Genomic DNA, 25,855 nt, shown 5'->3' with positions numbered 1-25,855 from the left:
AAAAGAAGAATTATTTATTAAAACCTCTCAGTTTGATTTCAGTAAAGACCTTTTTGGTATCCAGCGGGAAATCGCCATTCAGTATCCACCCATAATAACCCGGATCGCTCTCGAGAACTTCAACCACCGGTCTTCCTTTGTGTTTTCCGAAGTTGATACACTCTACTCCCTTTTCGTTATACACAATCCGCCCGGCATAATCCACATGATCACCATAAGAGGAGAATTTGGCTAAGAAGGGCACATCGTTTTGTAACTCGGGATAACGATCCAGTTGGGCTTTCAATACTTCGTAAGTGGCAATCGTATCCGCTTCGGCCGAATGGGCATTTTCCAATGTCTTCTCGCAGTAGAATTTATACGCGGCAACCAACGTGCGCTGTTCCATCTTATGGAAGATATTCTGCACATCGATGAATTTCCGTTTCCGCAAATCAATATCCACACCGGCACGCAGGAATTCCTCGACCAGCATGGGGATATCAAAACGATTGGAGTTGTAGCCGGCCAGGTCGCATCCTTCGATCTGTGCCGCCAGCGATTTGGCGATCTCTTTGAAAGACGGACAATCCTTTACATCTTCATCCGAAATACCATGGATAGCAGTGACTACCGGAGGAATAGGCATGCCCGGATTGATTCGGTAAGTCTTGGTTTCTTCTTTCCCGTTGGGATGAACTTTCACGTAGCAGAGTTCAACAATCCGGTCGGTGACTATATTTGTACCCGTAGTCTCCAGATCAAAGAAGACTAACGGGTTTTTCAGGTTTAATTGCATTTATTTTTTTCAGTCATTAAGCATCATCGGCATCAGAAGCATCAGAAGGTCTTCCCCTTCTTCATTATCCGTAGGCACAATGACACCTGCGCGGGAAGGATCGGCTAATTCCAGTACCACTTCCGGCGAATTAATATTACTCAATATTTCAATCAGATAGGTTGCTTTGAAACCTATACTCATATTAGCGCCGTCAAACTGACAAACGATCTTTTCTTCTGCCGAAGTCGAGAAATCGATATCCTGGGCAGACACCTGCATCTGGTTCTCTTCCATTTGAAGTTTCACCAAACTGCTGGCCGGATTCGAGAATACGGACACACGCTTAAGAGCGGTCAGGAACGACAAGCGGTCGATAGTCACTTTATACGGATTCTCCTGTGGGATGACGCTGTTATAGTTCGGATAACGTCCTTCGATCAACCGGCATACCATCTCGAAGCCCGGCGTTGAAATATACGCGTTATTATCATCGAAAGAGATCTTCACCTGTTCTTTTTCCTTACCCAGAATACCCTTCAACACATTGGCCGGTTTTTTCGGCAGGATAAAAGAGGCTCTTTCCGGCGATTGCACCGTTTTATTGCGCAAGCGTACCAGCTTATGCCCGTCGGAAGCCACAAATGTAAGATCATCGGTATGGATATCGAAATAAACCCCATTCATCACCGGGCGAAGTTCATCGTCTGCCGTAGCGAAGAGTGAACGACTGATACCGCTGAGCAACAGCTGAGAATCCATCGTCAACGAAATCGCATCTTCCTTCAACGGTTTCTGTTGCGGATAAGTATCTCCTTTTTGCCCAATAAAATTATATTTACCATTCTGGTAATGGACATTCACCTCCAGGGTATCCAGATCCAGGTCGAAGGTCAGCGGCTGTTCAGGCAGTTCCTTCAGCGGATCGAGCAACATTTTCTGAGAGATACAGAAAAGGCCTTCGCCACTTACATTCATCACTTCTACACTGGTCACCATCCGGGTTTCCGAATCGGAAGCCGTAATAGTCAGTTTGTCCCCGTTCAATTGAAAAAGAAAGCTGTCCAATATCGGTAGTGAATTTTTGGATGCAATCACTTTACTGACAGATTGCAAACGTGACAAAAGCGCTGTACTGGATACGTCAAATCTCATGGTTTCTATATTTTAATTGTGTTTATGTTACATACTGATATGAATGAGCAAAAATAACAAATTATTAGATCAAACAGGAAAGAAGAGAAGAAAAAGTGTATAAAGAAATCGGGCGAACAACAAACTGGATCATTCCGAACCGAAGGTCGCTTCGCGAAGCATAAAGTAAATCTGGTGGAATCATTCGTTGCCGCCCTTTTCCAAAAAGCCGCCGGAGTTTTCCAAAAGGCCGGCAGCCTTTTCGCAAACCCCGGCAGCCTTTTCCGCGACACGCCCACACATAAAAGTTTTCACCCCGGTCTTCACCTTTCACCCTGTGGCGAGATCCCTGTATTGATCAGCGTTTCGGGTGAAAGGGGATCACACCCCGAACCGAAGAGTAGGAAGAGAATATTTATATCTCATTTTCAAGGGTTTAGAAGTCGGACATTATCCGTTACTTAGTAGGTCGTTGGCCTTTGTGAAATCAATATCAAACGAAGTTCTCCACAATAATACGGGGTGATCCAAGGCCTTCACCCGAAACGCTGATCAATACAGGGGTCTCGCTACAGGGTGAAAGGTGAAGGGCCGGGTTTAACTTTTTATGTGGTACGTTTTCAGAAACACAAAACCCCTCAGACCTTTTTGATCTAAGGGGTTTCTTTATTTTATAACGCGCTTGTCTTATTTCGCGTAATAATCTTTTACAGCTTCGTTAGGAACCATTTCTTCCTGGAAGATATAAGCGCCTGTTTTCGGAGACTTCACCATTTTAATTACCTTTGAGTAGGTACGGCCGTCACCTTTCTTAAAAGTTGCAACTGCTTTTTTTGCCATCGTTTAAAATCTCCTATTATTTAATTTCTTTATGAACAGTCATTTTCTTCAGGATCGGATTGTATTTCTTCAACTCCAGACGAGCTGTCGTGTTTTTCCGATTCTTAGTCGTGATGTATCTTGAAGTACCCGGCACACCGCTTTCTTTGTGCTCTGTACACTCGAGGATTACTTGTACTCTATTACCTTTTGCTTTCTTTGCCATTTCTTATTTCCTCCCAATTATGCGTTTAGATAACCCTTTTCAGCGGCTTTTTTAATTGCTGCATCCAGACCCACCTTATTGATAGTACGCAGACCAGCAGCTGAGATATTCAGGCTAATCCAACAATCTTCTTCCACCCAGTAGAATTTCTTTCTAAACAGGTTCACATTAAATTTACGCTTCGTACGGTGATTGGAGTGCGAAACGTTATTGCCAACCATTGCTTTTTTTCCGGTAATTTGACAAATCTTAGACATCTCTTTATTCTATTCTTTTAATTATTTCCTACTTATATCGCAAACAGGGCGCAAAGTAACATATAAAAAATTATACATACAAATTTTCACCCTTAAAAAGCATAAATCTCCTCATCCTGCATCAGCATCATAAACAGAACAGAGACAGATAATATATCGTTAAAAGATATAACAAGGAGGCGGGGGGATTTGTACGCAGGATGAGACTTGAACTCACACGCCGTAACCGGCACTACCCCCTCAAAGTAGCGTGTCTACCAATTCCACCACCTGCGCATCTAATTTAACGGGGGTGCCCAGAACAGGACTCGAACCTGCACGTCTTGCAACACTCGCACCTGAAACGAGCGCGTCTACCAATTCCGCCACCTGGGCTTTCAACACATTAAAAAAGGGAGAATCGCTCACCTCCCATGGCTTGGAGCGAAAGACGGGATTCGAACCCGCGACCCTAACCTTGGCAAGGTTATGCTCTACCAACTGAGCTACTTTCGCATTTGCGTGTGCAAAGATACGCCTAATTTTGAATCCACCAAAAGAATTTTATTTTTTCTTTCCTTCTTTTTTAGGATTTAAAGTCTTTAAGGGCCTTAAGTGCGTTTACAGCCTGAAGGATCTTAAAGACTTTAAAGCAGTTAGATCATCGAGATCAGTTTGGTGAATAAAGAGGTCATCACCTCTGCTGCACGATTAGCTGCGGCGATCACATCGGCGCCGTCGTTCACAAAATCGTCTGCGAAGTGATATCCTTCATTGGTAATCACCGACATACCAAAAACATTTATTCCGGCATGACGAGCCACAATCACTTCGGGCACCGTACTCATACCCACAGCATCCGCTCCTCCTTTACCATAAAAGGCATACTCCGAAGGTGTTTCGTAAGAAGGGCCTGTCAGCCCGACATAGACTCCTTTCTTTAGAGGGATATGCATACCGGCTGCGATCTCTTCCATCAAAGCGATATACTGCCGATCGTAAGGACGGGTCATATCCGGGAAGCGGGGTCCGAAATCTTCATTGTTCTGTCCGATCAGCGGATTAGGCATCATATTGATATGATCGCGGATAATCATCAGGTCGCCTACCTTAAAGGTATTATTGATTCCTCCGGCGGCATTCGATACCAACAGATTCTTTATCCCCATCAACTTCATCACACGGATAGGGAAGGTCACTTGCTTCATAGTGTATCCTTCATAATAATGAAAGCGCCCCTGCATTGCCAGCACATACCGCTCTCCTAACTTGCCGCAGATAAAGTTTCCTTTATGCCCCGGCACAGTAGATTTTACAAAATGAGGGATTTCTCCATAAGGGATCACCACCGCTTCGCTGATCCGGTCGGCCAGCGATCCTAAGCCACTGCCCAAAATTATAGCGGTTTCCGGCTGGCCATTGATGCGCGACAAGAGGTAATCCGCAGCTTCCTGGTAGTGCATTGTTGGTATCATTTCCATAAATTTAGCGTTCAAAACAATTGAGAATGTAATTAATCGGACAAAGATAAGACTTCCAGAAGAATTATGAATTATGAATTATGAATTATGAGAAGGGGCACATAAACTTTTTACGATTCATGAGCCGGAAGAATTGGCTGTGCTCATCATTCATAATTCATAATTCGTCAGGCGTAAGGCTACGCCTTGAGCCTGACGCAGGATTTCTTCCTCTCCCGGGACCTTCCGATTCTCCATCAGGATCTTTCCGTCGCAGATAACCGTGTCTACCGAACTGCCATTGGCAGCATAAACCAGGTTGGAGACAAAATTGAAGTTCGGGGTAAATACCGGAGAACAAAGGTCGATCAGGCATAGATCGGCCAAACAGCCTTCTGCGATCCGTCCGGTATTCAGTCCGGCAATCGCTGCACCGGCTTCAGTTGCCGCATAAAGCATCTCCGGGGCCGTAAGGATTTCGGGATCCTTCCGCCACCCTTTGCCCAAAAGAGCAGCCAATTTCATTGCCTCGACCATATCCAGGTTGTTCGAAGAGGAACAGCCGTCCGTGCCGATCCCCACCGTAACACCGGCTTCTTTCATTTCGACAAAAGGGAATCGGATACCCGAGCCCAATTTCATATTCGATGCCGGGTTATGCGCCACTTTCACGCCGTATTCAGCCAGTAAAGCGATCTCCTCCTTATCCACATAAATTCCGTGAGCAATCAACAAACGGGGAGAAAGAATGCCTAACTGATGCAGATAACGCACCGGAGTCAATCCGAAATTCCGGAGAGAGTCATCCACTTCGCCTTGCGTCTCGGCCAGATGCAGATGGATCAACAGGTTGTTGTCTTTAGAATAACGATCGATCCATTGAAGCAATTCACCGGAAACCGTATAGATCGCATGAGGACCTAAAGAGAAACGAAGCCGGTCGGAATAATTTTCCATTTTCTTTTGAAGCTCCGGTATACTTTTCTTCGATCGTTCGGCTAACTCCGGTTTGAAATGATCGAAACAGACACCCGACAACACCGCGCGTATGCCCATCTCATCGACCGCCTGTGCCGTCGCTTCCAACCGTTGATACATATCGTAAAAGGTCGTAGTCCCACTCTTTATCATCTCCAGACAAGCCAGTTTCGCTCCCCAGTAGACATCTTCATCCGTCATCCGGGCTTCATTGGGCCAGATCTTTTGTTCTAGCCAGGGCATCAAAGCCATATCATCGCCAAATCCACGAAAAAGAGTCATGGCTGCATGGGTATGGGCGTTTACGAAGCCCGGAACTACGGCCTTCTTGAATTGACAATTGATAATTGACAATTGGCTATTAATAGTTTCAGATGATTGTTCTAAAGTTCCGTTGTTTTTTCCTGCAATTGTCCATTGTCCATTGTCCATTGTCAATTGAGAGGGTTTCCGGATCACTTTGGCGATTCGCTGACCCTCTATATATATATCGGTAGGATGGCCGTCTAACAGGACATCCTGAATTAAGATATTCATATCAATTGTATTTAGCGTTCATGTTTTTGATTTTCTCGCCTGCAATCCGCTGTAACAACGGTTTGTATTTTTCCCTTTTGACCGCAGCATACGCACAGCTCTCCCGTATTTCAATAACTCCTATATCCTCTTTCGCGAGTGCTCCTTTCTGAAAAAGGAAACCGACGACATCTCCTTTGCTCAATTTATCTCTTTTGCCCCGGTTGATCGTCAATGTAACCCATTCGGACGGACGGGGTTTCTTTTCCACTGCCGGCAGATAAAAGACAGCAGGTTCTCTCAGGTATTCAGGGATCGACTCGACTTCATTAATGATCAGAAAAGCATTCCCTGTATTATGCATACGCGCCGTACGCCCGTTCCGGTGGATATACGCTTCTTCATTCAACGGCAGATGATAATGGATCACATGCTGCACATCGGGAATATCCAATCCGCGCGCCGCCAGGTCGGTAGAGATAAACACCGTTGCACTCCCGTTGCGGAAGTGAGCCAATGCCTTTTCCCGTTCCATTTGCTCCTTTCCACCGTGAAAATACTCATTAGCCACCCCTTTTTCCGTCAGGTAATGACTCACCCGCTCCACGGCCTCACGCAAATTGCAAAAGACAAGTGCTGACTCGCCATTCAACTCTGCCAGCAACTTATACAACGTTTCCAATTTGTCCTTCACCGGTGATTGCACCTGGTAAACCTTTAGTCCTTTTGCCTCCTTCACATCCGACAAGAAAGAAAGGCGTACCGGCGATCTTAGCCCGATGAAATCGGGTATATCGACCGATTCCGTCGCCGAGGTAAGCACCCGCCGACGCACATGGGGCAGATAAGAAAGAATCTCTTTCATCTCCCGCAGAAAGCCCAACTCCAACGATTTGTCGAATTCATCGAGGATCAGACTGCGCACAGTCGTCAAATCGATATTCTCCCGCTCGATATGATCCACTATCCTTCCGGGAGTGCCGATCAGAATCGTTGGCGGATGTTCCAGACTTTTCTTTTCCGTCCGGATCGGATGACCACCATAACAGCAATTCACCTTATAGCCGGCACCCAACGAACGCAAAACCGTTTCGATCTGCAAAGCCAGCTCACGGGAAGGAGCGACAATCAACGCCTGTATTTTCTTTTCCTCATCAGTCAAAGTAGTCAGAAGCGGCAACAGAAACGCCAGCGTCTTGCCCGAACCGGTCGGACTCAACAACACCATATCCTTTTCCGTGCCGGCATCCAACACCGCCTGCTGCATCTCATTAAGCTGCTCTATTCCGACATTCGCCAGTGCCCGGGCTATTTTATTTGACACTATATTCAATGTAAAAAATTTAATTTTTGGAAAGCAGAGCGTACTTCTCCTTCGAAATATCTGAAAGAAGGAAGCATTCTCAGCTTATCCAATTCTATCTGGTTGCCAATTTCTTCATACAAATCTGATATTTCCACACGACAACGCCGCCGTCTAGTATTTTGATTTGCTATTTGCAAAACCGTTCTTATAACATTCTTTGGATCGGAGTAAACCTCAGGATTCTTTTCTATACCCAATTGATCATCTCTTTCATGCTCAACATTAATCAATCTTTTAAAAAGATTTTTATCTGCCAACATCCAGGACTCAGTCATTTGGATTGGAATAACAGGCACTATCATTTTACAATAAGTATCCGCTTCTTTCTCTGACAAAGCTTCAAGAAAGGGGACAAATTTATTTTCCACAACAGCCTTTTGGCTGACTGCATCTGAATCAGCATGAATACATAAGACGGTTATTCCATATTTATCGAAAGCCTCTCGAGCTGCATTTAGCATTGTCTCCACAAAAGAGGTCTTCTTTACATGAACGATCGCAATATCTAATATTTCTATATCCATATCACAATCAAAAGCAACTTCATCAAATGTACGCTTCACTATATTCTTAAGAAAGCGTATATCTGTAGGTCCTTCTGCATTAAGGCCAATGGCTATTTGTATCATATTATCCCTATCTTATAAAAATTGATCATATTCTCCATCTCCAGACTCCAAATAACGTTCTGCATCTATCATTGTTGTTTTTCTCTCAGCATCAGAAAAAGGCAATCTTAAATCACTAGTCAAAGCAATCATTTTACTAATTCTTAATCGGCATCTCTCACCATCAAGAGTGACAATGGCGGATGTTAATTTTGACAACCATATACTCATACTATCATTAGGGTTTCGATAAAAATGCTTCAACAAAACAGGGGAATGAGTATTGACGATGACTTGTCGCAAAGGCTCTTCCAGTTCATGCAGATCTATGGCCAACTCTCGCAACAAATCAACCATAGATTTCATACGAAACGGATGAATTCCATTCTCTGGTTCTTCAAAACAGAGAAGCCCGTCATGTTTATTATCAAATAACAAAATACATAAAGTCAGTATACGAAGAGTACCTTCAGACAATACACGTGAAGAGAATTCTTTTCCGTTCATATTACGCAATTTGATTACAAACTGTTTATTTGCAGCGTCGTCAACAACATCTACTTGTGTAAAATCAGGGAGAAAAGAAGCCAGTTTTCTCGAGATTAAAACCATTTGATAAGGATCTTCTTGCTTGATACGATACAATGCAGCTGCTACATTTTCTCCTGCATGGCCAATGACATCATTGAAGTGAGCATCCTGACGTGTGGGTTCTCTTAGAATTTCCGGATTTAATTGCATAAAGTTCCAACTCAACATTTCCTTTTTTACAGCCAACACATGAGGAAAATCTACAGTAGTCACATTCCCCAAAACAGTTTGATTTATAGAATTCGCCGCTGTAGCTTTGCCTCCTTGCCTTCCATCCTGTCTAATCTTAATTGTTGGGATCTCGTTAATTATTTCAGTATAGATATATGGTTTCCCACTACCGCCACTTGCTGTACTCTTCCATACCTTTTCATTTTTCTTTTTGAAGAAAGTCCTAGCCCATACATCATCCTCAGTATTAATTTTTGACAGTTGCTCATGAGTAACTACCAATTCATCAAAACCGCGCCCATTTTCTCTACGCATAATTGAAAGTTCATATCTTAAGCGAGGCGTTTTCACCGTTGCTTCTCCTCCCCAATTATCTGTAACCAAACGATTCACTAACATTTCAACAGCGAATGTCATCTGACGAACCGACTTATTATCAGAATATTGCATAAAAAGTTCACTAACATCCCCTCGTAAAGACTTATCCGAAAAGGCGGTTCTAAGATCCGTATCAGCCAATCGCGACAAAAGCTTTAGAGCATCGAAAAGATTACTCTTCCCAGAAGCATTAGTTCCTGCAATTACAGTCAGAGGTGTAAACTCCATAGAATAATTATAGAAAGACTTAAAACCATCTATTTCTATTTTTGTTATCATATTCTTTTAATTAAATAGTGAATCTACTATAAATAGAGACGATATTTTCATTTAAATTCCCGATAGAACTCGGCAACCGATTCGATTCCTTTATAGAAGAAGTCCAAACGGCAGCTTTCGTTCGGGGAATGGATACCGTTTTCTTCCAGGCCAAAGCCCATCAGGATGGTTTTCAAACCTAATACTTCTTCGAACGTAGCAATGATAGGAATACTTCCTCCGCGGCGAACAGCCAGCGGTTTCTTTCCGAAAGCGGTTTCCATCGCCCGCTCGGCCGCCTGATAAGCCGGGATATCGATCGGACAAACATACCCCTGTCCGCCATGCGTCGGACGGATCTTGACGGTCACATAAGCGGGGGCTACACGCGCGATATACTCTTCCATCAGTGTGATGATCTTCCGGTAGTCCTGATGCGGCACCAGGCGGGTCGACATCTTGGCATACGCTTTCGAAGGGAGTACGGTCTTACTGCCCTCGCCGGTATATCCTCCCCAGATCCCACAAAGGTCGAAAGTCGGACGGCAACTGTTACGCTCCAACGTAGAATAGCCCTTTTCACCGCGTAATTCCTTCACATCGATAGCCTTTTTATACTTTTCTTCATCGAAGGGGATCTGCGCGATCATATCCCGTTCGACAGGAGACAGTTCCTGCACATCATCGTAGAAGCCGGGGATAGTGATACGTCCGTCGGCATCCTGAATATCCGCCATTAACTTACACAATACGTTGATTGGGTTAGCCACTGCGCCTCCGAAATGGCCGGAATGTAAATCCCGGTTCGGGCCCGTCACTTCGATCTCCCAATAGGCCAAGCCACGCAGACCGGTGGTCAGGGAAGGGATATCGGGACTTACCATACTGGTGTCGGAAACCAGGATGATATCGGCTTTCAACAATTCTTTGTTTTCTTTACAGAAATCTTCCAGACTGGGTGAACCTATCTCTTCTTCTCCTTCGAAAATAAATTTCACATTACACTTCAACAGCCCTTCTTTGATGGCGGTTTCGAAACCTTTCACCTGCATCATCGCCTGGCCTTTATCGTCGTCGGCTCCACGTGCCCAGATACGACCGTCGCGGATCTCCGGCTGAAAAGGATCACTTTTCCACAACTCCAACGGCTCGACCGGCATCACATCGTAATGCGAATAAACCAGAACGGTCGGCAGATCCGGAGAGATCATGCGCTCGCCATAGACTACCGGATGGCCTTTAGTCGGCATCACCACAGCACGATCGGCACCGGACGAAAGCAATACTTCGGTCCAGCGACGGGCACAAGCCTCCATATCCGGTTTATGTTCCTGCTTGGCGCTAATGGAGGGGATACTGATTAAAGAAAATAATTCTTCTAAGAAACGTTCTTTGTTAGATTCAATGTAAGATTTTACTGACATGGCATTATCTATATTTAGTTTAGGCAAACTTACACAAAAAAAGTAAGATTACTTATAGATCAGGTTTAACTTTTAAATTATCTTTGTGACGCGCACATTCAAAAGCCATAATTTTCAATGGATTCAACACAAGGCCCTTCAGTTCCGGGAACTGATTTTACGCATTCGGAAGAGATGCGGCAACTAACGCAACGGTGTAACGCAATTATAGAGTCGTTGCCTGGTTTCATCTTTGTTTTCGACGATCAATTCTTCCTGCGCGAGGTGTACATGCCGGAGAGCATGAAGCTCTTCCACAGCATGAAAGAGTTGGTCGGCATGGATGCCCGGATTATCTATTCGCCGGAAGTCAGTGAATTAATTATTCACACGATTCATCAATGCCTGGCCGATGGGCAGTTGCGGGAATTGGAATACCACGTGGACCTGAAAGGTCTACGTTTCTATTACCAGGCGCGTCTCGTGCCCTACAAAGATAATCTGGTATTGGCTTTGATCCAAGACATCGGCGACCGGATCAGGCGTATGGATGAGTTGGTCGATATCCGCAAACGGCAGGAAGCAAACCTGATGAAATCGTCCTTTTTAGCGAATATGAGCCATGAGATCCGTACCCCGCTGAACGCCATTGTGGGCTTCTCTGAGATCCTGGCTTCCGATGAGTTCTTCGGCGAAAAAGAGGAGATCATCGCCATTATCCGCAAGAACAACGAATTATTGCTTCAACTGATCAACGACATCCTGGATATCTCCCGCATTGAGTCGGGCCGGATCGAGATCAACCTGCAACACACCGAGCTGAACGAGCTGTTGAAAGAGATTTTCGAAGTGCAAAAGATCAAAATGAAACCGGAAGTGGAGCTTCATTTGCTCCTGCCGCCGGAAGAGATCTACACCTATACCGATCCCAACCGCATACGACAGGTCGTGCACAACTTCTTGTCCAACGCAGCCAAACATACCTTCGAGGGCAGCATCACGTTGCAAATGAAAATAGAGAAAGACAATACCTATACGATTTCCGTCACCGACACCGGAACGGGTATAACCGAAGACAAGTTACCGTATGTTTTTGAACGCTTTGAAAAGTTAGACAACTTCACACAAGGCACAGGACTGGGACTGGCTATTTCCAAAAGCCTGGTTGAGCATCTGGGCGGAGAGATCGGCGCTACCTCTGTTTTCGGACAGGGCAGTACGTTCTTCTTCCGTATACCGTTGCGGCAAACCATGAAAGAAGCAGAGGAAGCCCAGCCACTACCACCTGACGAACAGGTTCAACCTCAGGAGTCGCTACACCGGAAGAAGATCCTGGCTATCGGCTTCGACGAATTGGATTTCGGGCCGATCCACACAGTTCTGAGTAATGAATATATTATTTTGAAAATCAACGATAAAGAAGAAGGACTGGAGAAATATCTTTCTCTTTCACCCGAATTGTTGATGGTGCATGTCTCCAGTCCGGTTATCGACGGCTTGAACTTTGTGAAAAGAATACGGGATCTTTCCTTCACCACCCCAATCATCGCTTTCACCGAATACGGCAACTACACCGCGCAGGAAAAAGCGCTAAAAGCGGGGTGCAACGATATCGTATTGAAACCGTATACGGCGTCGCGACTGAAAGACGCTGTTATCTCTTATATTTAAACAAACAAAAACAAACTCCACATGAGAAATGTATTCTTTTTCTGCCTTTCGATACTCTTATTGGCAGGATGCTCGGGTAAATCAAAGCAGACAGATTCAGCCTCCGACGCAAAGACGTATTCATTCCGGAATCCTCTGCCGGTGAAGTTCGGCGACCCTTTCATCTTGAAAGCTTCCGACGGCAAGTTTTATATGTACGGCACGTCGGAGCCCAACGGATTCCGCGCCTATTCTTCCGACAACCTGAAAGATTGGAACGACGAAGGACTGGTCTATACCGGAGCGACCGCCGATTCCTGGACGGTCGACTGCTTCTGGGCACCCGAAGTGTACGAAAGGAACGGCAAGTATTATATATGGTATAGCGCAAACTGGAAAAACAATCCGACCAACGAACTGGAAATGTTCCGCATCGGAGTAGCCGTAGCCGACCAACCGACCGGCCCTTTCCGGGAGATGAACGGCGGCCCGCTATTCGATCCGGGTTATCCGATCATCGACGCGAACCTCTATTTCGACGATGAAAACGGTAAAGTATATCTCTATTACTCCCGCTGTTGCTATAAACATCCGGTCGAAAGCGAAGTGGCCGACTGGGCAAAAGCCAAAGGTTGGTTCGATGAAATCGAGGAAAGTTGGATCTATGGCGTGGAGCTCAAGCCGGATTTCAGCGGGGTGATCGGTGAACCGGTACTCTTGCTTCGTCCGCCTGTCCGGATGGACGACCAACAGGCGGAATGGGAAAGCCGCTCGGTCACGTCGCAGGAAGTAAACCGCCGCTGGACCGAAGGTTCTTTCCTGATCAAAGAAGGCGATACGTATTATATGTTGTACTCGGCCAATTTCTTTGGCGGAGCAAACTATGCCGTGGGTTATGCCACAAGCCAAAATCCGTTGGGTCCGTTTCGGAAAGCAGATAATAACCCGGTACTGGAAAAGAATGTGGAAAAGGGAGGCGATGTGACCGGCACCGGACACGGGATGGTTCTTTACCTGGAAGATGGTCAGAAGCTTCATGTATATCATGCTCGCACAACCCAAACGGGAGAAGACCGCGTCGTCTTTATCGACCCGATGGAGATCACGTCGGAGGGTAAACTCATCATCCACGGTCCGAACACCCAACCGCAAACCATTCCCTAAATGAAACGAATCATTATCATAGGAGCCACTTCCGGTATCGGTCTGGAAGTGGCTAAATTGTTCCACCAACAAGGCTGGCATGTAGGCCTTGCCGGACGACGAGCCGACCGCCTGGAAGCGCTTCGTGCCACCGACCCGGAGCGGTTCCAAACGCAACCCATCGATATCACCTCGGCAGACGCTCCTGCCCATTTATCCCATTTGATCGAGAAATTAGGGGGAATGGATCTTTTCCTGCTTAGCTCAGGCATCGGCAAACAGAACCCGACGCTCGATCCGGCCATCGAATTAGCCACAATAGAAACCAACGCCATGGGTTTCACCCGGATGGTGCTTGCCGCTTATCATTACTTTGAGAAACAAGGCGGCGGACATATCGCCGTGATCAGTTCCATCGCCGGAACCCAGGGATTGGGTGCTGCCCCCTCCTATTCCGCCACCAAGCGATACCAGAACATCTACGTCGATGCCTTGGCCCAATTGACCCGGATGAATCACAAAACAATCCATTTCACCGACATTCGCCCCGGTTTCGTGCAAACTGACCTCTTGAAAGACGACCGCTATCCGATATTGATGCAACCTGAGCGGGTTGCCCAGGCCATTGTCAAAGCCCTGTTACGAAAAAAGCGCCGCATCGTGATCGATTGGCGCTATCGGATTCTGGTATTCTTTTGGCGGATGATTCCGGGCTGGCTATGGGAAAGGCTAAGAATTAAGAGCTAAGGGGATTAAGGGGTCCAAGGGGTTTAAGGGATAAGCCTTAAGCCCCTTGGACCCCTTAATCCCCTTAAACCCCTTTCCCCTTAAAAGTCACCTTTCGATTCATCACAAAATTAACAGCCCCATAAACAAACAAGCCCAGGAACTGCGCCAGGTATTCATTCATCCCCAAACCCTCGACCATCAAAAGCAGCGCCAAGAACTGCGCCCCATAAGCACAGCCAAAAGCGATGAGAAACAAAGGTACCTCACGCACGAAACGTCCCCGGGCAGCCCCGAAGATCCAATACTTACTCCAAAAGAAATTATGCACCTGAGCCACGACATAGGCCACCACATTTGCCCAGAGATAGTTAGAACGCACCACATCCATCATCAGCCAGATGACGGCAGCCGTGATCAGCGCGTTCAACGTACCGATAATCATAAAGCGCACCACACGCACCGATTCTTTCATTGCTCTTCTCTTATGCCCATTGAGGAGGCAAAGATAGGGATTATTCCCCTTGTGTCTGAACGATCAATCGTAGCAATTGATCGACAAAGCCTTTGATCCTTCGGTCGGCCACTTCCGGCGCTTCGGCATTGCCCTGCTCATCGTATTCGTTGCCGGCATTCAAGGCCGTGAAAGAAGCCGGGATAACCAAAGCGCCCAGCCTCAATAACAGGGACTGCAGATCCATCACCGTCGTAATGCCCGCGTTCGTGCCGTAGGTCACCGAAGAGACGGCCACAACCTTGTCTTTCCATTCCGTCACCAACAGGTCGATCACATTCTTCAACGCCGCCGGGAAGCTGGCATTATACACCGGAGAGACCACAATGATCCCATCCGCCCGGTTGAAACGCTCGGCATAATCCAAGACCTCCGCCGAAGGATGTGTCTGATACATCAATCGCTCCGTAAACAAAGGGAAGTTATAGGCTTTCAAATCCAATACCTCTACCGTTGCCAAACGGTTATCCTCGATATACTTCTTGATAAAAAGGGCTACGCGATGGCTCAATCGGCCTTCCCGTATGCTTGCTGATATAATGGCAATATGTTTCATTCCTCTTCCATTAAGTTATTCTTATAGTACAACAATGGAAGAGGTTAAAAAGATTTAGAAGAATGCAAGCTTATTTCTGGAAGACCTTGGTCGAGATGACCCAGACGGGCTCTTTGGGCCAGTTGAAGTGTTCGGCACCTTCGGTTTCAACCAGTGACATCTTTTCGACGACATCCAGCCCTTCGACTACCTCGCCGAAGATCGTGACCGATCCGTCCAGATGCGGGGCGCCACCGATCGTGCGGTAGACCTCCCGGCGGTCTTCCGGGATCACATACGGGCCCAAGTCTTCCAGCGTATCCATTAGTTTAACAGATACTTCTGTCTCGAGCAATTCGGCGTTGGCTTCTTCCGCCAAAGAGGCATTGGCTTCGATCAGTTCCTTTTTAATCTTGTGATAGAGCCAGTTGCGGCGGATATCATTGATGCGTACTTCGGCAGCGTTCAGTTCTTCGTCGGTCATCACCTTGCCCTGCATAAAACAGAACTGCGTACCGGCCGAAGCCCGTTCGGGATTCGTATCGTCGCCTTTCTTGGCATCCAAAAGCACACCGCGTTTGTTGAAGTAATGCGGCAGAATCTCTGCAGGGACCGTATATCCACCGCTGTAGCTACCGTAGCGCACACCCTCTTCGCGTTCTTTGCTCTTCGGGTCGCCGCCTTGCACGACAAAGTCTTTGACGATGCGATGAAACAATACGCCGTCGTAGGTATTCTCCTGGCAGAGTTTGATAAAGTTGTCCTTGTGCAACGGGGTGTCGTCGTAGAGCACGACGGTCACATCGCCCATCGAAGTTTTCACGGTCACATACACCGGTTTGTTGGGATCCAATGGTTTCTGCTTCTGCGCACAACCGGTCATCAGGATCAATAAGACCAAAAGGGAAAGAAGGTTTTTCATAAGATTTAATTTTTAAGTTTTTCCATTCCCCACAAAACTAATCATTTCTGATCGTAATGTTTACCCTTCCCGATAAATTTTCATCTCGCAACGCCCGCAATCAAAGTCAAGCCGCAGCCGCGTGTCCTTGTACAGGAGGTAATACGGTTCTTTGTAGGGCGACTTTTCCTTCTGCCAGACCGGACACCAGCCCAAGCTGTAGCGCAGGCAATGCTTGGTGAACATCAAAGGCACATCCTTCTGCGGCATCCGTTCGAAAGCCGGACTGATCTGCTCCACCCCATGCGCCTCGTAGAAGGCTTCTGCCTGTTTATTCGCCACATTACCCAGGTAAGTGAGTATTTTTCCGGTGAAAACAGTCGGGTTCCGATACGTCTGCGGCTTCACCCATTCCCGATGGAATCGGATCTTTCTGACTTCCAACAGGCGTTCGACCCCGACCCGGCGCATCTCGGCCAAGACCGAAGAAGGCACAAACCAATGGTGCGAAAAGGTGATCTTCACCTCCGATGCCTCGAAAGGGGTGTTGCCCAGCTTCGTCAACTGGGTACGGATATTTTCTGTCTGATCGCGTTTGGCCGGTTCTTTTTCAAAGGGCCAGGGGAGTATGATACGGGCATCCGTCTCGTCGGTCATCACCAGGGTGAATCCGGTCGGGTTCTCTCCCAACTCGATCTCGACTGCGATCTTCCTCTCTGCCGAAGGCTTGGATAACAAGGCCGAGAAGGCATGATCCAGGTTACGGTAAAGCAAGGTCTTGGGCTTCAGCGCCGGACGGTCCATCGGATAGATGCGGTTGGCCTCGGCACGGTTCACCCGGAAACCCTCCAACTCGCCCCGGGCGTTAAAAAAGGCCAATCCATCGCCATTATGGATGGGTTTGAGGCCGGCAACGGTGAACGACTGCCCTTTGATCTCTTTCACCTTGCCGACGGGCTCACCGATCGACTTGGGCGTATCGAAAGAGGTGATATCCGGATCTTTCCCATGTAAGAGGTAAGAAGTGAATCCGCGGTTGAAACTCTTCTCGGGCACTGGCTCGAAGGTATAGGTAGACCGTCCCGACGAAGTCCGCCCGTATTCCGGTCGCCGGGCAAAGATCGCATCCAATTTCTGCCGGTAGTAGGCCGTGATATTCTTGACATACGACACATCCTTCAACCGTCCTTCGATCTTAAACGAAGCGATCCCGGCATCGAGCATCTGCTCCAGGTCAGCGGAGCGGTTCATATCTTTGAGCGACAACAGGTGCTTGCCCGAAACGATCGTCCGCCCGTCGGCATCGACCATCGTATAGGGCAAACGGCAGTATTGCGCGCACTCGCCCCGGTTGGCACTGCGTCCGCCGACGGCAGCGCTCAGGTAGCACTGTCCGCTATAACTCACACACAAAGCCCCATGCACAAAGGCTTCCAGGGCAACCGAGGTCTCTTTCGCAATCGCTTCGATCTCGGCCAATGATAATTCGCGGGCCAACACCACCTGCCGGAAGCCGACCTCTTCGAGGAACCGCACCTTCTCCGGCGTCCGGTTATCCATCTGCGTACTGGCGTGCAACGGGATTGGCGGCAGATTCAATTGCGTAATGCCCATGTCCTGCACGATCAGTGCATCGGTCCCGGCACGGTATAATTCCCAGATCAACCGTTCGGTTTCCTCCATTTCATCGTCAAAAAGGATGGTATTAAGCGCCACATACACCCTTGCATCATACCGGTGCGCAAAGTCGCAAAGCGCCCGGATATCCTCCACCGAATTGCCGGCTGCCGAGCGCGCACTAAACCGCGGCGCCCCGATATACACGGCATCCGCCCCATGCAGGATGGCTTCCTGGCCGGTGGCCAGGTCCTTGGCTGGGGAGAGGAGTTCTATTTTATGGTGTTGCTTCATTTTTGTTTTAGGAATCTTAGGAATTCATAGGAATTCATAGGAGCTCATAGGAATTCTTATGAGCTCTTATGAGCTCTTATGAGTTCCTAATTCTTTCATAATTCTTTCAAAAACCGTATATCTCCCCGATCGAACGGCGTCTCTTGATAGACATAGTAATTCAGCCAGTTGGTGAACAGGAGATTGGCGTGGCCACGCCAGCGCACGACAGGGCCTTCGGCCGGATTGTCGTTGCGGTAGTAGTTCTTGGGCACCTGGATGGGTAGGCCTTTGGCCAGGTCGCGCATATACTCGTCGTTCAAGGTGTAAGGGGAGTATTCGGAATGGCCCGTGGCATAGAATTCACGGCCGCCACGCGACATGACGATCGCCACGCCCGCTTCTTCGCTCTCGGCAAGCAACTTCAGTTCGGGCACTTTGAGGATATCTTCCCGGCGGATCTCCGTATGCCGGCTGTGGGGCACGAAGAATTCCTCGTCGAAGCCCCGGAAGATCGGCACATAAGGTTCGCGCAGCGTATGACGGAAGACCCCGAATTTCTTCGCTGGCAGTTCATACTTGGGTACGCCGTAGAAATGGTGAAGCCCCGCCTGTGCCGCCCAGCAGATATAGAGCGTCGAGGTCACATGCGTGCGCGCCCAGTTGAAGATCGTCTGCAGTTCTTCCCAATAATGCACTTCTTCGAAAGGCAGCAGTTCCACCGGTGCCCCGGTGATAATCATGCCATCGTAGTAGTCATCGGCCATATCCTCGAAGTTTTTGTAGAACGCCTGCATGTGTTCGATCGGTGTATTCTTTGAAGTATGTCCTTTGATCTTCATAAACTCCATCTCGACCTGAAGCGGGGTGTTACTCAACAACCGGATCAGATCGGTCTCAGTCGTGATCTTCAACGGCATCAGGTTCAACACAACAACCCGTAACGGACGAATATCCTGAGTCGCCGCCCGAAGCGAGTCCATCACAAAGATATGTTCCTCTTTTAGCAGTTCGATTGCCGGCAGATTTTCCTGTACATTTAATGGCATAATGGTGCGCGTTTGATTCCATGCAAAGATAGTGAAAGCCGAACAGGAATCAAAGAGAGTGAAAAGAGTGAGCAGTAAAAAATGAGGGATGAGGAGATTTTCGGGTAGTCCGGCAGGAAAAATAATTTAGAGGTACGTCAAAAACATTTTTGAGGTACGTCTAAATTTGTTTTGAGGTACGTCTAAATCCGTTTAGAGGTACCTCAAAATTATTTTTGAGGTACCTCTAAACAAAAAAAGCCGGTCAAAACCCTCCTCCCAGTGCCTTGTAGAGATAAATCACGGAGAGTTGCTCGTCGAGCACGGCATTGTTCAGGCCAATGCGGGCATCGAAGAGGCCACGTTGGGCGTCGAGCACGTCGATATAGTTCGTGATTCCGTTGATATACTGCAGCTGTGCCATGTATATATAGGTATCGGCGGCATCCAACAGGCGGGAGCGGGAACGGCGGATTTCTTTGATCTTGCGATGGGTCACCAAGGCGTTATTGACCTCCCGGAAGGCGGCCAATACGGTCTTTTGGTAGCTATAGACTTCTTGCTCGTACTGTGCTTGGGCGGCTTTGACACGGGCACGGTTCTTTCCCATGCCAAAAACCGGTTGCAACAGGTCACCGGCAATGAACCAAGCGGGGCTTTTCAGTAAATTACCCAATTCATCGCTCTCGATACCCAGGTTACCGGTCAGGCTGATGCGGGGAAACATCTCCGCTTGCGCCACTCCCACCCGGGCATTGGCGGCGCGCAACTGTTGCTCGGCAGCCCGAATATCCGGACGGCGCTGCAAAAGCGAAGAAGACAATCCCATCGGCAAGGTATCGGGCAAGGAGCCATACGCCAACGTATAGCTGCGGGGGATCTTATGGCTATATTCGCCCAATAAGAGCGAGAGGTCGTTCTCTTTGATCTCGATATCGCGCTGAAGCGCCGGAAGAAGGGTTTCGGTACGGGCCAACTCGACCTCGGCTTGGTTGTAAGCAGTCTGCGAAGTCAGTCCTCCTTCGTAGCGCAATTTGGCTAAACGCACCGCTTCGCGCCGCGCTTCCAGGGTTTGTTCGACGATGGACAATTCCTGGTCGAGCGCCGCCAGTTCGTAGTATTTGGTCGCCACTTCCGCCACAAGCGTCAGTTTCAATGCCCGCTGGGCTTCAACCGTCTGCATATATTGCGCCAGGGCGGCGGCGTTGGCCCATCGCAAGCGGCCAAAGAAATCCAATTCCCACGAGAGGGCGAGCTTGGCGGAGTATTCCGGATCGGGTTTGGCGTTATGCCCGCCGTAGTTCAGTTCCTCTTTTTGCGCATTGAGTTTGGCATTGACCTCTGGAAACTGATTGGCGAAAGAGATGCGCTTGGCGGCCGCCATCTCTTTGATCTTAGCCGCGGCGATCAACATATCTTTATTGTTTTCCAACGCTTTATGTATCAAGCTTTGCAAAACGGAATCGGGATAAAGGCTTTCCCAAGGCAGATCGGCCACCGAAGCGCTATCGGCACTCCAGAGGGTTTCTGCCGGCAAACCGAGATCCGGGCGGGTATAACGCTTTCCGACACTACAAGAGGAAACAGCCAACAAGATCAACAGTATGCCGATCTCTTTACGCACCGGTCTGAGCCGTATCCGCCCTTTCAGTTTATAGATCAACACAAAAAAGAAAGGAACCATGACGATCCCAACCGTAACAGCCAGGATCATGCCGAAGAACACCCCGGTTCCCAAGCTATGTCGCGAAGCCGATCCCGGTCCACTGGCCATCACCAACGGCACCATGCCCAGGATAAAGGCCAACGAGGTCATCAGAATCGGACGGAAACGTAACTGAGCCGCCTGAATCGCCGCCCGGGTCACATCCATACCGGCATCGACCTGTATCTTGGCAAACTCGACGATCAGAATCGCATTCTTCGCCGCCAGACCGATCAGAGTGACCAGTCCGATCTGGAAATACACATCATTCTCCAAGCCCGTCGCCCAGATCCCCAAGTAAGCACCCAGCGTCGCAATGGGCAGCGAAAGCAGTACGGCAATCGGCACGATCCAACTCTCGTACAACGCCGCCAGAAACAGAAAAACAAAAAGAAACACCAGAGCCAGGATAAAGCCCGTTTGCCCATCCGCCTTCTTCTCCTGATAAGACAAGCCGCTCCACTCCAGGCCGATATTCTCCGGAAGATGTTCGCGCGCGATACGTTCCATGGCGTTCATCGCTTCGCCCGTACTATATCCTTGTGCCGCCATGGCATTGACCGAAGCGGTGGTAAACATATTGAATCGCTTGATTGTTCCCGGTCCGGTCGTATACGAAGTTTTGCCTAAAGCCGTCAGGGGAACCATCGTTCCATTCGAAGCGCGGACGAAGAACAAACCGATATTATCTTGCGTAGCCCGGTAAGGAGCTTCCGCCTGGATATAGACACGGTAGATCCGGTTCATCATATTGAAATCATTGACGTAGACGGAACCCAGGTAAGCTTTCATCGTAGAGAATATATCCGACAGGGGGATACCCAAAGCTTTCGCCCGGTCGCGATCGACATCGAAATACAATTGCGGGATATCCGATTGCAGTGCAGAAGAAACACTTTGTAATTCAGGAGCCAGCGATGCGTAATAAAGGAAAGTATCCCGGGCGCTGATCAGGTTGTGCCAGGTCGCATTGCCCCGGGCTTCCAACTGCATCTCCAAGCCCCCGCTCTCTCCCAATCCGGGAATGACGGGTGGACGGTTCACATACGCTTTGATCTCGGGATAGTAATAAAACTCTTTACGCGCCACATCCATCACGTCTTCCACCTTCATGCCCGAAGATTTCCGGTCGGCCCAGGGTTTGAGGATAACGGTCAGTGCCGCCCGCCCCTGCGACGTACCGACACGCGGGCTGCTCCCGGTCACGTTCTGCACATAGGCAACTGCCGGCTGACGCATCAGAAAATCAATCGCCCGATCAGTCACCAGACGTGTCCGTTCCAGGGTCGAGCCCTCGGGCATCTCCAGTTCGACCGTGAAGAAGCCTTGATCTTCCTCGGGGATAAAGCTGGTCGGCAAGATCCGGTTCAACACAAAGATAAAGACAAGGATCATCCCGAACCCGGCCAGTACGCGGCGGGGCTGGGCGATCAGTTGATGTAAGATCCGGACGTAATATCCGTTGCTGCGGGCTAACCAGAGGTTAATCTTTTCAAAAACAATAGGCTTGCGCCCGGTTGAAGGTTTCAACAGGATCGCACACATCGCCGGGCTCAGGGTCAAAGCCACAACGGTCGACAGAAGGACCGAAACGACAATCGTCACCGAGAACTGCCGATACAGAAGCCCTGTAATCCCTCCCAGAAAGCTGACGGGCACAAACACGGCAGCCAACACCAACGAAGTGGCCACCAAAGCGCCGGTCAACTCCCGCATGGCCTTATGCGTGGCTTCGCGCGCGGGTAGCTTCTCGGTCTCCATGATCCGTTCCACATTCTCCACCACCACTATCGCATCATCCACCACAATACCAATAGCCAGAATCAAGCCCAGCAGAGTCAGCATATTCAACGAGAAGCCCATCATCAGCATAAAACCAAACGTGCCGATCAGAGAAATAGGCACGGCAATCGTCGGAATCAGGGCTGCCCGCCAATTCTGCAGAGACAGGAAGACCACGAGAATAACCAACAATAAAGCTTCGAACAGCGTTTTATAGACTTCGTGGATCGACTGCGAGATGTATTTCGTCATGTCGAAAGGAATCGTGTACTCCAATCCTTCGGGGAAGTTGTGGCTGATCTCCTCCATGGCGGCTTTCACGTTGGCCGCCACTTCCATCGCATTCGCGCCGGGCAACATATAAATGCCCAGGATCGCGGCGTTCTTCCCGTTGATCCCACTTTCGGTAGAATAAGAAGAAGCTTCGAGGGAAACACGGGCGACATCGCGCAAGCGCACCACCGTCCCATCCGAATTGGCACGCACCACAATATCTTCAAACTCCTTAACCGTTGAAAGACGGCCGGGAGCGGTAATCGGCAAGGTGATATCGACATCCAATACCGGCTGCTTTCCTAATTCTCCGGCAGCCGACTCGCGGTTCTGATCGAGCAAGGCACTCTGCAGGTCCTTCACCGTCAAACCCATATTCGCCAACCGATCAGGATAGACCCAGATCTGCATACCATAGTAACGGCTACCGACATTGGAGATTCGCCCCACGCCAGGAATACGGCGCAGGATATCCAACACATTCACTGTCGCAAAGTTACTGAGGTAGATCTCGTCGAATTTGGGATCGTCGGACATCAAGCTGAGGGTCATCAACTGGCTGGGCGCCTGTTTCTCTATGGTGATTCCGTTCTGTACGACCTCGGCAGGCAAGCGGTTTTCGGCTAACTTCACTCGGTTTTGTATTTCAACGGCAGCAAGATCGGGGTTGGTGGCAACATCAAAGGTAACCGTGATACTCAATCCTCCGGAATTGGAACTGCTGCTTTGCATATAGATCATGCCCGGCGTACCGTTCAACTCCTGCTCGATCGGGGTAGCCACGGCCTGCGATACCGTCAAAGCGCTGGCACCCGAATACGACGCATTGATCCGGACCACCGGGGGAGTGATCTGCGGATACTGATCGATCGGCAACAGCGCCAATCCGATAATGCCGACAACCACAATCAAGATCGAAAGCACAGTCGAGAAGACCGGACGGTCAATGAAGAAACCCGGCTTCATAACTGATCCTCCTCTTTCAATAGTTCGATGGCTTCTTTGTCTCCGGCATGAACCGGACGGACTTTGATGCCCGGCGTCAATTTATGGTAACCTTCGATCACGACACTTTCGTTTTCACCCAGACCACGCTCGACCACGACATTGTTCCCGATCTCGGGGCCGGTCTGCACAAAGCGCTTCTCAGCAATATCATCCCGACGGATAATATAAATAAAAGCACCGCCACTCTCTATCGACAAGGCTTTGCGGGGAACGACTATCGCCCGCTCACGCACATCCAGCAACAACTTGACGCGGGTGAACTGCCCGGGCAACAGACGCTGATCCGGATTAGCCAACTCCGCGCGCACACCGAAAGTACCACTCTGCGGATCGACCAACGGGTCGGCAAAGTCGACAAAGCCTTTTAAGGGGTATTCCGTATCGTCGGCTAAGGTCACGGTCACCGTCGGTTGCCAGGAACGCGTCGTGTCCTGCTCGCCAAAACGGATATTCCGCCGCTCGGCACGCAGGTAGTCCAAGGCGGTCATCTTGAAATCTACCAATACGGTATCACTCTTAACCACAGCAGCCAGCTTCGAATTAACCCCGGGGCCAACCAAAGCGCCGATATCGACTAAACGTTCACTGATATAACCGGAAATCGGGGAAGTAACCGTGGTATAACCCAATTCCAACTGCGCCTGATCCAGATCCGCCCGGCTCATGGCAATCTCGGCTTCGGCATTCTCCAACTCCGCCGTTGCATTATCCAGATCCAACTGGCTGGCAGCATGTTGCTCGTAAAGCGGACGCAAACGTTCGACATCCCGCTTAGCTTTCGCCGCCTGTGCTTCATTCTTTTTCAATTGCGCTTTGGCTTTCTCCACACGCGCTTTGTAGGGTGCCGAATTAATAATGAATAAAGGATCATTCCGCTTGACACGCTTTCCTTCTTCGAAAAGCATACGTTCCAGATACCCTTCCACCCGGGCATGTATCTCTACATAACTGGCCGCACGAATGCGCCCTACGTACTCACCGTAAATCTCTACATTCTCTTTTGCCGGTTTATCTACTACAACAATCGGAAGTTGAGGTTCTTCTTTCTTTTTGCACCCAGTGACCAACAATAAGCATACAAGCCCAAACAGGTTTGCTCTCCAAAATTTACTCGTAACCATTTTTAATCTTTTTACTGTAACCTAAAGCCTAATACAATTTAAGCCCTTCACTCCAACCTAAAGCCTAATACAACTTAAGCCCTTCACTCCAACCTAAAGCCTAATACAACTTAAGCCCTTTACTCCAACCTAAAGCCTAATACAACTTAAGCCCTTCACTCCAACCTAAAGCCTAATACAGATACACTAGCGTAAAAATACCGCTTTTATTGCTCTCACTCCTTTAGGCTCCCCTCTCATTCATATAACAACGAAACGGAATATTATGTTATCCAAAGCCTTACGATAAATCTTTTTTTTTACTAATAACCCCCAACAAAACCTAACTAAAAACCCAATCCTAAGAACTCATAAGAGCATAAGAATAAGAACTCATAAGAACTCATAAGAACTCATAAGAACTCATAAGAAAGGCAAGCCCGCCCTCCTATCCCTAGGATTCCCTAGGGTTCCTAGGAGTCCTAGGATTCCTAAGCCTCCTATGAATTCCTATGAGCTCTTATGAGTTCCTATGAGCTCTTATGAATTCCTATGAATTTCTAAAAACAAAAAGAGCCTGCCCCCTCTCGGAAACAAGCTCTTCTACTTAAAACGGCAGCTACCTACTCTCCCACCTTGTGAGCAGTACCATCGGCGTGGTGAGGCTTAACTTCTCTGTTCGGAATGGGAAGAGGTGGA

General features: G+C 48.5%; 21 protein-coding genes, 3 tRNA genes and 1 rRNA gene. 3 read left to right on the top strand and 22 right to left on the bottom strand.

Annotation, left to right across the window (positions count from 1 at the left end; translation table 11 throughout):
* Positions 1–10: 10 nt before the first annotated feature.
* The 14 genes from M2133_RS09815 to M2133_RS09750 form a co-directional block, all read right to left on the bottom strand.
* On the bottom strand, positions 11–778 hold the full coding sequence (locus M2133_RS09815; protein WP_277465948.1) for a 3'-5' exonuclease: 768 nt from the start codon (positions 776–778) through the stop codon (positions 11–13).
* 9 nt (positions 779–787) lie between these two features.
* Entirely contained in the window at positions 788–1,912 is a 1,125-nt protein-coding gene (dnaN, locus tag M2133_RS09810; protein ID WP_277465947.1) for a DNA polymerase III subunit beta, read from the bottom strand.
* Between the two features lie 666 nt (positions 1,913–2,578).
* Entirely contained in the window at positions 2,579–2,731 is a 153-nt protein-coding gene (locus M2133_RS09805) for a DUF4295 domain-containing protein (RefSeq protein WP_277465946.1), read from the bottom strand.
* A 16-nt stretch (positions 2,732–2,747) separates the two neighbouring features.
* Positions 2,748–2,936: a 50S ribosomal protein L33 gene (gene rpmG / locus M2133_RS09800; protein ID WP_277465945.1), complete on the bottom strand. Its 189-nt coding sequence runs from the start codon at positions 2,934–2,936 to the stop codon at positions 2,748–2,750.
* A gap of 17 nt (positions 2,937–2,953) precedes the next feature.
* Positions 2,954–3,193, bottom strand: a complete 240-nt coding sequence (rpmB, locus tag M2133_RS09795; RefSeq protein ID WP_277465944.1) for a 50S ribosomal protein L28 — start codon at positions 3,191–3,193, stop codon at positions 2,954–2,956.
* Positions 3,194–3,385: 192 nt separating this feature from the next.
* Positions 3,386–3,469 (bottom strand) — tRNA-Leu (locus tag M2133_RS09790).
* 17 nt (positions 3,470–3,486) lie between these two features.
* Positions 3,487–3,568 (bottom strand) — tRNA-Leu (locus M2133_RS09785).
* Between the two features lie 44 nt (positions 3,569–3,612).
* Positions 3,613–3,688: transfer RNA gene (locus M2133_RS09780), tRNA-Gly, on the bottom strand.
* A gap of 140 nt (positions 3,689–3,828) precedes the next feature.
* Positions 3,829–4,653, bottom strand: coding sequence for a purine nucleoside phosphorylase I, inosine and guanosine-specific (locus M2133_RS09775; RefSeq protein ID WP_277465943.1), 825 nt, complete (start codon positions 4,651–4,653; stop codon positions 3,829–3,831).
* A 150-nt stretch (positions 4,654–4,803) separates the two neighbouring features.
* The gene (locus tag M2133_RS09770) at positions 4,804–6,147 is read right to left on the bottom strand and encodes an amidohydrolase (RefSeq protein WP_277465942.1); all 1,344 of its coding nucleotides are present in this window, start codon (positions 6,145–6,147) and stop codon (positions 4,804–4,806) included.
* A 1-nt stretch (position 6,148) separates the two neighbouring features.
* On the bottom strand, positions 6,149–7,453 hold the full coding sequence (locus M2133_RS09765) for a DEAD/DEAH box helicase (protein WP_277466076.1): 1,305 nt from the start codon (positions 7,451–7,453) through the stop codon (positions 6,149–6,151).
* 2 nt (positions 7,454–7,455) lie between these two features.
* Positions 7,456–8,121 (bottom strand): DUF4276 family protein, encoded by a 666-nt coding sequence (locus M2133_RS09760; RefSeq protein ID WP_277465941.1) that lies wholly within the window; start codon positions 8,119–8,121, stop codon positions 7,456–7,458.
* 12 nt (positions 8,122–8,133) lie between these two features.
* Complete coding sequence (locus tag M2133_RS09755) at positions 8,134–9,519, bottom strand: AAA family ATPase (protein WP_277465940.1); 1,386 nt, start codon at positions 9,517–9,519, stop codon at positions 8,134–8,136.
* Positions 9,520–9,566: 47 nt separating this feature from the next.
* The gene (locus M2133_RS09750) at positions 9,567–10,922 is read right to left on the bottom strand and encodes a dipeptidase (RefSeq protein WP_277465939.1); all 1,356 of its coding nucleotides are present in this window, start codon (positions 10,920–10,922) and stop codon (positions 9,567–9,569) included.
* Positions 10,923–11,039: 117 nt separating this feature from the next.
* Here M2133_RS09750 and M2133_RS09745 point away from each other — a divergent pair, with 117 nt between their 5' ends.
* From M2133_RS09745 to M2133_RS09735, 3 genes are read left to right on the top strand one after another with little or no spacing between them, the layout of a single operon-like run.
* Positions 11,040–12,572 carry an ATP-binding protein gene (locus M2133_RS09745; RefSeq protein WP_277465938.1) on the top strand — a complete coding sequence of 511 codons (1,533 nt, stop codon included), beginning with the start codon at positions 11,040–11,042 and terminating at the stop codon, positions 12,570–12,572.
* A 21-nt stretch (positions 12,573–12,593) separates the two neighbouring features.
* Positions 12,594–13,715 (top strand): glycoside hydrolase family 43 protein, encoded by a 1,122-nt coding sequence (locus tag M2133_RS09740; RefSeq protein WP_277465937.1) that lies wholly within the window; start codon positions 12,594–12,596, stop codon positions 13,713–13,715.
* Positions 13,716–14,441, top strand: a complete 726-nt coding sequence (locus M2133_RS09735) for an SDR family NAD(P)-dependent oxidoreductase (protein ID WP_277465936.1) — start codon at positions 13,716–13,718, stop codon at positions 14,439–14,441.
* A 64-nt stretch (positions 14,442–14,505) separates the two neighbouring features.
* On the opposite strand, the gene M2133_RS09730 is transcribed toward M2133_RS09735, so the two are convergent.
* From M2133_RS09730 to rrf, 8 genes are all read right to left on the bottom strand, one after another.
* Complete coding sequence (locus M2133_RS09730; RefSeq protein ID WP_277465935.1) at positions 14,506–14,895, bottom strand: GtrA family protein; 390 nt, start codon at positions 14,893–14,895, stop codon at positions 14,506–14,508.
* 40 nt (positions 14,896–14,935) lie between these two features.
* Positions 14,936–15,490 carry an NAD(P)H-dependent oxidoreductase gene (locus M2133_RS09725; RefSeq protein ID WP_277465934.1) on the bottom strand — a complete coding sequence of 185 codons (555 nt, stop codon included), beginning with the start codon at positions 15,488–15,490 and terminating at the stop codon, positions 14,936–14,938.
* A gap of 70 nt (positions 15,491–15,560) precedes the next feature.
* Positions 15,561–16,391 (bottom strand): peptidylprolyl isomerase, encoded by an 831-nt coding sequence (locus tag M2133_RS09720; RefSeq protein WP_277465933.1) that lies wholly within the window; start codon positions 16,389–16,391, stop codon positions 15,561–15,563.
* Positions 16,392–16,451: 60 nt separating this feature from the next.
* Entirely contained in the window at positions 16,452–18,281 is a 1,830-nt protein-coding gene (locus M2133_RS09715; RefSeq protein ID WP_277465932.1) for a U32 family peptidase, read from the bottom strand.
* Positions 18,282–18,376: 95 nt separating this feature from the next.
* Positions 18,377–19,309, bottom strand: a complete 933-nt coding sequence (gene metA, locus M2133_RS09710; RefSeq protein ID WP_277465931.1) for a homoserine O-succinyltransferase — start codon at positions 19,307–19,309, stop codon at positions 18,377–18,379.
* A gap of 244 nt (positions 19,310–19,553) precedes the next feature.
* Positions 19,554–24,014: a multidrug efflux RND transporter permease subunit gene (locus M2133_RS09705; RefSeq protein ID WP_277465930.1), complete on the bottom strand. Its 4,461-nt coding sequence runs from the start codon at positions 24,012–24,014 to the stop codon at positions 19,554–19,556.
* Positions 24,011–25,177: an efflux RND transporter periplasmic adaptor subunit gene (locus M2133_RS09700; protein WP_277465929.1), complete on the bottom strand. Its 1,167-nt coding sequence runs from the start codon at positions 25,175–25,177 to the stop codon at positions 24,011–24,013. Before M2133_RS09700 ends, M2133_RS09705 begins: the two co-directional genes overlap by 4 nt.
* 589 nt (positions 25,178–25,766) lie before the next feature.
* Positions 25,767–25,855, bottom strand: a 5S ribosomal RNA gene (gene rrf / locus M2133_RS09695); the annotation flags it as partial.

Source organism: Parabacteroides sp. PF5-6, assembly GCF_029504695.1.
Taxonomy (GTDB): Bacteria; Bacteroidota; Bacteroidia; order Bacteroidales; family Tannerellaceae; genus QVMG01.
The sequence above is the reverse complement of the archived record's forward strand: the minus strand, read 5'-3'. Positions and strand labels throughout refer to the sequence as shown.

What these genes read in the sequence shown, in the direction of transcription:
- M2133_RS09815 (WP_277465948.1), bottom strand. Translation starts at nt 778, where the DNA reads ATGCAATTAAACCTGAAAAACCCGTTAGTCTTCTTTGATCTGGAGACT.
- dnaN (WP_277465947.1), bottom strand. Translation starts at nt 1,912, where the DNA reads ATGAGATTTGACGTATCCAGTACAGCGCTTTTGTCACGTTTGCAATCT.
- M2133_RS09805 (WP_277465946.1), bottom strand. Translation starts at nt 2,731, where the DNA reads ATGGCAAAAAAAGCAGTTGCAACTTTTAAGAAAGGTGACGGCCGTACC.
- rpmG (WP_277465945.1), bottom strand. Translation starts at nt 2,936, where the DNA reads ATGGCAAAGAAAGCAAAAGGTAATAGAGTACAAGTAATCCTCGAGTGT.
- rpmB (WP_277465944.1), bottom strand. Translation starts at nt 3,193, where the DNA reads ATGTCTAAGATTTGTCAAATTACCGGAAAAAAAGCAATGGTTGGCAAT.
- M2133_RS09775 (WP_277465943.1), bottom strand. Translation starts at nt 4,653, where the DNA reads ATGGAAATGATACCAACAATGCACTACCAGGAAGCTGCGGATTACCTC.
- M2133_RS09770 (WP_277465942.1), bottom strand. Translation starts at nt 6,147, where the DNA reads ATGAATATCTTAATTCAGGATGTCCTGTTAGACGGCCATCCTACCGAT.
- M2133_RS09760 (WP_277465941.1), bottom strand. Translation starts at nt 8,121, where the DNA reads ATGATACAAATAGCCATTGGCCTTAATGCAGAAGGACCTACAGATATA.
- M2133_RS09755 (WP_277465940.1), bottom strand. Translation starts at nt 9,519, where the DNA reads ATGATAACAAAAATAGAAATAGATGGTTTTAAGTCTTTCTATAATTAT.
- M2133_RS09750 (WP_277465939.1), bottom strand. Translation starts at nt 10,922, where the DNA reads ATGTCAGTAAAATCTTACATTGAATCTAACAAAGAACGTTTCTTAGAA.
- M2133_RS09745 (WP_277465938.1), top strand. Translation starts at nt 11,040, where the DNA reads ATGGATTCAACACAAGGCCCTTCAGTTCCGGGAACTGATTTTACGCAT.
- M2133_RS09740 (WP_277465937.1), top strand. Translation starts at nt 12,594, where the DNA reads ATGAGAAATGTATTCTTTTTCTGCCTTTCGATACTCTTATTGGCAGGA.
- M2133_RS09735 (WP_277465936.1), top strand. Translation starts at nt 13,716, where the DNA reads ATGAAACGAATCATTATCATAGGAGCCACTTCCGGTATCGGTCTGGAA.
- M2133_RS09730 (WP_277465935.1), bottom strand. Translation starts at nt 14,895, where the DNA reads ATGAAAGAATCGGTGCGTGTGGTGCGCTTTATGATTATCGGTACGTTG.
- M2133_RS09725 (WP_277465934.1), bottom strand. Translation starts at nt 15,490, where the DNA reads ATGAAACATATTGCCATTATATCAGCAAGCATACGGGAAGGCCGATTG.
- M2133_RS09720 (WP_277465933.1), bottom strand. Translation starts at nt 16,391, where the DNA reads ATGAAAAACCTTCTTTCCCTTTTGGTCTTATTGATCCTGATGACCGGT.
- M2133_RS09715 (WP_277465932.1), bottom strand. Translation starts at nt 18,281, where the DNA reads ATGAAGCAACACCATAAAATAGAACTCCTCTCCCCAGCCAAGGACCTG.
- metA (WP_277465931.1), bottom strand. Translation starts at nt 19,309, where the DNA reads ATGCCATTAAATGTACAGGAAAATCTGCCGGCAATCGAACTGCTAAAA.
- M2133_RS09705 (WP_277465930.1), bottom strand. Translation starts at nt 24,014, where the DNA reads ATGAAGCCGGGTTTCTTCATTGACCGTCCGGTCTTCTCGACTGTGCTT.
- M2133_RS09700 (WP_277465929.1), bottom strand. Translation starts at nt 25,177, where the DNA reads ATGGTTACGAGTAAATTTTGGAGAGCAAACCTGTTTGGGCTTGTATGC.